The organism is Nakamurella sp. (assembly GCF_048594475.1).
GTDB lineage: Bacteria > Actinomycetota > Actinomycetes > Mycobacteriales > Nakamurellaceae > Nakamurella.
This window is the reverse complement of record NZ_JBMDXT010000071.1, coordinates 1-4,536: the sequence shown is the minus strand read 5'-3', so window position 1 is coordinate 4,536 and position 4,536 is coordinate 1. Positions and strand designations below refer to the sequence as shown.

At 74.0% G+C, this 4,536-nt stretch carries 6 protein-coding genes and 1 pseudogene; 2 read left to right on the top strand and 5 right to left on the bottom strand.

Translation table 11 applies throughout. The features are described 5' to 3' along the window. A pseudogene (locus ACOJUF_RS03505) lies at nt 1-416 on the bottom strand (MFS transporter); the annotation flags it as partial. A gap of 223 nt (nt 417-639) precedes the next feature. Between ACOJUF_RS03505 and ACOJUF_RS03500 the strand changes: the two are divergent. After that, nucleotides 640-1,500: an alpha/beta fold hydrolase gene (locus tag ACOJUF_RS03500; RefSeq protein ID WP_420120478.1), complete on the top strand. Its 861-nt coding sequence runs from the start codon at nt 640-642 to the stop codon at nt 1,498-1,500. 83 nt (nt 1,501-1,583) lie between these two features. Here ACOJUF_RS03500 and ACOJUF_RS03495 read toward each other — a convergent pair whose 3' ends face one another. The 3 genes from ACOJUF_RS03495 to ACOJUF_RS03485 all read right to left on the bottom strand — a co-directional run bounded on the left by ACOJUF_RS03495 (nt 1,584) and on the right by ACOJUF_RS03485 (nt 2,945). Then, on the bottom strand, nt 1,584-1,745 hold the full coding sequence (locus ACOJUF_RS03495; protein ID WP_420120477.1) for a hypothetical protein: 162 nt from the start codon (nt 1,743-1,745) through the stop codon (nt 1,584-1,586). 109 nt (nt 1,746-1,854) lie between these two features. Then, entirely contained in the window at nt 1,855-2,367 is a 513-nt protein-coding gene (locus ACOJUF_RS03490; protein ID WP_420120476.1) for an SRPBCC family protein, read from the bottom strand. Beyond that, nucleotides 2,364-2,945 (bottom strand): CGNR zinc finger domain-containing protein, encoded by a 582-nt coding sequence (locus ACOJUF_RS03485; protein WP_420120475.1) that lies wholly within the window; start codon nt 2,943-2,945, stop codon nt 2,364-2,366. The genes ACOJUF_RS03490 and ACOJUF_RS03485 overlap by 4 nt, the downstream gene beginning before the upstream one ends. 150 nt (nt 2,946-3,095) lie before the next feature. Here ACOJUF_RS03485 and tgt point away from each other — a divergent pair, with 150 nt between their 5' ends. Then, complete coding sequence (tgt, locus tag ACOJUF_RS03480) at nt 3,096-4,340, top strand: tRNA guanosine(34) transglycosylase Tgt (protein ID WP_420120474.1); 1,245 nt, start codon at nt 3,096-3,098, stop codon at nt 4,338-4,340. Here the strand turns inward: tgt and ACOJUF_RS03475 are convergent. After that, a partial coding sequence (locus tag ACOJUF_RS03475; protein ID WP_420120473.1) for a hypothetical protein occupies nt 4,337-4,536 on the bottom strand: 200 nt, incomplete at its 5' end. The genes tgt and ACOJUF_RS03475 overlap by 4 nt on opposite strands.

Sequence of the window (4,536 nt, the reverse complement as noted above, 5' to 3'; positions counted from 1 at the left end):
CCCGTCATCAGCGCGGCCCGGGTGCGGAAGTCGCGACCCACGATCAGCGGACCGAGCAGGTTGCCGATGGTGATGGCCAGCCCGATCAGCAGGGTGCCCACGAACGCGGCCGGCACCGCGCCGGCCGACCGGACCAGGATGCCGATGAAGATGACCAGCAGCGTCACCAGTACCGACAGTTCGATGCCGATCCGGCCGATGAGACCGGAGGCGGCGGGCGACGCGAGGCCGAAGCACAGGACCGGCAGGCTGGTCAGCAGGCCGACGGTGCCGGCGGTCAGGCCCAGGTCGGTCTGCAGGTCGACGGCGACCGCCGAGACGGCGACCAGCGGGCCGCGCAGGTTCAGCGCCCGCAGGATCAGCCCGGCGATGGCGCGGGCCTTCGGGGCCGTCGCCGGGACGGGCTGCTCGGTCACGGCCGGGTGATCCTCTCGATCGGTGCGCGAGTGCCCCGGGGTCGGGGCCCGGACCATCCTGCCGGTCCGGCCGGCCGCATGGTGCCCCGTCCGGGGTGGGGAGAATCTCCCCACCGGCCAGCGGAACGCCGCACAGCGTGATGGGATGTCGCGCAGCGTGAGAGTGACGAGGGGGTCGGGCATGGCGTCGAGGGATGCGACCGGGCAGCCGGAGGTCCGGACCGTGCCCACGGCCGCGGGGCCGATCGACTGCGTGGTGTCCGGGGACGGCCCGCCGGTGCTGGTGGTGCACGGGTCGCCGGGCGGGCACGACGCCGGTGCGGCGATGGCCGGGTTCCTGGCCGACGGCGGCCTGCGGACGATCGTGGTCGACCGGCCCGGCTACTTCGGCACCCCGCTGGCCAGCGGCCCCACGGTCGACGGGCAGGCCGACCTGTACGCGGCCCTGCTCGACGCCCTGGGCATCGAGCGGGCCGGTGTGCTCTGCTGGTCGGGCGGCGGGCCGTCGTCCTACCGCTTCGCCGTCCGGCACCCCGACCGGTTGACCTCGCTGGTGGCGTGCGCGGCGGTGAGCCGGCGTTACGTGTTCACCGGCGAGAAGGGCGCCGAGAAGCTGATCATGGACACCGGCCTGGGCCGCCGGATGCTGCAGCTGATGGCCCGGTACACGCCGGAGAAGCTGGTCGAGGCGACGATCGCGGCCGAGGGTGACCTGACCGCGGACGAGCTGGCGGCGCGGGTCGCGCACATCGTGGCCGATCCGGACAAGCAGCAGTTCACCCTGGACATCGCGGTGGCCGCCAACCACTCGGGGCCGCGCCGGGCCGGCTTCGACAACGACATGACGCAGTTCGCGGCGATCGAATCGTTGGAGCTGGAGCGGATCGAGCGGCCGTGCCTGATCGTCCAGGGCACGGCCGATTCGGACGTGCGCCCCGAGTACAGCGGGTTCGCCGCCGAGCAGATCCCGGGCAGCGAGCTCGTCGAGCTCGCCGCCGGCACCCATCTGGCCTTCTGGGTGCATCCGGACTCCGGTCCGGTCCGGCAGCAGGCGATCGAGCGGTTCCGGTCGGCGGCCGGTTGACGCGTCCGGCGCCTCGGCCGGTTGACGCGTCCGGCGCCCCGGCCGGTCGGCGCGTCCGGCGCCCCGGCCGGTCGGGGGCGGGGTCAGCGGCGGGGCCGGCCCCGGATGGTCACCCGGCCGGAGAGCACCGCCACCCCGACGAGCATCGCGTAGACCCGCAGGCCGCTGGCCCGGCGGACCAGGCGGCGATCGACGGGGCCGGCCGCCCGCCAGGCCGCGGAATGGTGTTCGTGTCGTTCGGTCATGCCCGTCCGGAGCCGCCGACCCCCGGACCAGATACCCCGCCCGGACCGTCCGCGTCCCCGTTCGCGCCGGGCTGCGCGATCCCAGCCCCGCGGGAACGGGCATTCCACCTCAGGAGGTGGGACTTCGATCAGCGCGGGGGCGGCGGGGGGCCGAGGGTGACGTCACGGTTCCGTCCGGTCGGTCGAGGCGGTCCGCGACCGCGTCCGTCAGGCGGTCGACGACCGCGTCCATGACGGCCCGCCAGTGCGCGCGCTGCCGCTCCCGCTCGTCCGGACCGGTCATCCGCTCCTGATGGAACCGGATCACCGTGCGCCCGGCCCGGGCGGAGACCGTCAGCTGGACGATCGACGGGCGGTCCCGGTCCGGGGGTTGCCAGGTCAGCCGCAGCCGGCCGACCGGATGGACGCTGCGGAACTCACCCCGGGTGCCGTCGGCGGTCCGGTAGGGCGTGCCCTTGGCGCCGTCCGGGTCGGGGATCCGGACGCCGCCCCCGAGCCAGATCGCGACCCCGGCGGGCTCGGTCAGGCTGCGCCAGACCCGATCGGGCGGGGCGTCGACGGTACGGGAGACACCGATCTCGAAACCGGCGTCGCGGGTCAGGCCGACGGGGGTGCTGCTCATCGTTCCTCCGGGTGGCGGGCTCGGTGGTCGCGGACCTTGTGCCGGTTGCCGCAGCGCTGCATCGAACACCAGCGACGCCGGCCCGGACGGGACGTGTCGAGGAAGACGAGCCGGCAGTCGTCCGCGGCACACTCGCGGATCCGGGCGGCGGCCGGACCGGCGAGCCCGGCCAGGCCGTCCCGGGCCACCGCGGACAGCACCTCCGGGGCCCGGAACGGGACCTGCCAGCCGCCCCAGACCGGCACCGGCGGTGGCGCGGCCGCCGCCCGTTCCACGGCCACCCGATCACCGGCGGCGACCGGAGCGCCGGCCAGGACGGCCCGCGTCGCCCGCCACAGCGCGTCCCGCAGCGTGCGCGCCGGGGCGAGGTCGGACTCGTCGACGGACAGCCCGTCCGCCGAGACCGGCAGCCGGCTGGCGCCTACCCACTCCCGCAGCTCGTCGGGGGTGCGCAGGCGATCCCAGACGGCGAGCTCGTCCGGGCCGCCGGTGAGCAGGAACTCCAGGAACAGGGCTCCCGGGTCGAACCGCCAGCGCGCCCCGTCGCGCGGGGCGAGGACGATCCCGGGCGGCGTCATGCAACCACTTTAACCGGTTACCGATGTCCATCAAGGGGCCGGCCGAGGAGTCGGCTCCCTCGTCGCCGCATTGCCTCCAGGGCACCCTCCGGTGCTCGATGGAGGCCCTGCACGCTCGGCCACTCCGGGCCGGGCTGGTTGGATCCAGGGGTGAGCACACGGTCGGGGTCCGGTTCCGGTTTCGGGTTCGAGGTGGGCACGCGGCTGCCCGGCCGGCCGGGACGCACCGGCGTGATCACCACGCCGCACGGCGTCATCCGGACCCCGGCGTTCGTCGCCGTCGGTACCAAGGCCACGGTGAAGTCGTTGCTGCCCGAGTCGGTCGCGCAGCTGGGCGCGCAGGCGGTGCTGGCCAACGCGTATCACCTGTACCTGCAACCCGGTTCCGAGATCGTCGACGAGATCGGCGGTCTCGGCGCCTTCATGAACTGGCCGGGCCCGACGTTCACCGACTCCGGCGGGTTCCAGGTCATGTCGCTGGGGGTCGGGTTCAAGAAGGTGCTGGCGATGAACACCGCCGGCCTGCAGTCGGACGACGTCATCGCGCCCGGTAAGAACCGGCTGGCCACCGTGGACGACGACGGGGTGACGTTCAAGTCGCACCTGGACGGCTCGATGCACCGGTTCTCGCCCGAGATCTCGATGGGCATCCAGCACCGGCTGGGGGCCGACATCATCTTCGCGTTCGACGAGTGCACCACCCTCATGAACACCCGGACCTACCAGGAACGGTCGGTCGCCCGGACCCACGCCTGGGCCGCGCGGTGCGTGGCCGAGCACCGGCGGCTGACCGCGGAACGGGCGGGCAAGCCGTACCAGGCGCTGTTCGGCGTGGTCCAGGGCGCGCAGTACGAGGACCTGCGCCGGCAGGCCACCCGCGACCTGCTGACGCTGGGCTTCGACGGCTTCGGCATTGGCGGCGCGTTGGAGAAGGAGAACCTCGGCACCATCGTGCGCTGGGTCTGCGAGGAGCTGCCGGACGAGTTGCCGCGGCACCTGCTGGGGATCAGCGAGCCCGACGACATGTTCACCGCCATCGAGAACGGCGCCGACACGTTCGACTGCGTCTCGCCCTCGCGCGTCGCCCGCAACGGCTCGCTGTACATCGAGGACGGGCGGATCAACATCACCAACGCCCGGTTCAAGCGGGACTTCGGGCCGCTCGACGAGTGCTGCGACTGCTACACCTGCGGCCACTACACCCGCGCCTACCTGCACCACCTGTTCCGGGCCAAGGAGATGCTGTCGGCGACGCTGGCCACCATCCACAACGAGCGGTTCGTCGTGCGGTTGGTCGACCGGATCCGGACCAGCATCGAGGACGGCACCTTCGCCGAGTTCCGCACCGAGTTCCTCGGGCGCTACTACGCGGCGCGGCGCGGGGCACCGGCCTAGCGGCCGTTCCCGGTTCCGTTCCCGTTCCCCCGGCCGTTGCCGTTGCCGTTCCCCGGCCCGTTGCCCGCGCCGTTGCCGGTGCCGTTGCCCGGGCCGGTGCCGGCCGGGCCCGGGCCGTTCCCGCCGGCCGGACCCGCGGGACCGGCGGTCGTCGCGGGTCCACCGCCGTCGGCCGGACCGGCGCCCGGCCCGCCGG

Coding starts and splice junctions, on each gene's coding strand:
- ACOJUF_RS03495 (WP_420120477.1), bottom strand. CDS start 1,745: ATGACCGAACGACACGAACACCATTCCGCGGCCTGGCGGGCGGCCGGC.
- ACOJUF_RS03490 (WP_420120476.1), bottom strand. CDS start 2,367: ATGAGCAGCACCCCCGTCGGCCTGACCCGCGACGCCGGTTTCGAGATC.
- ACOJUF_RS03485 (WP_420120475.1), bottom strand. CDS start 2,945: ATGACGCCGCCCGGGATCGTCCTCGCCCCGCGCGACGGGGCGCGCTGG.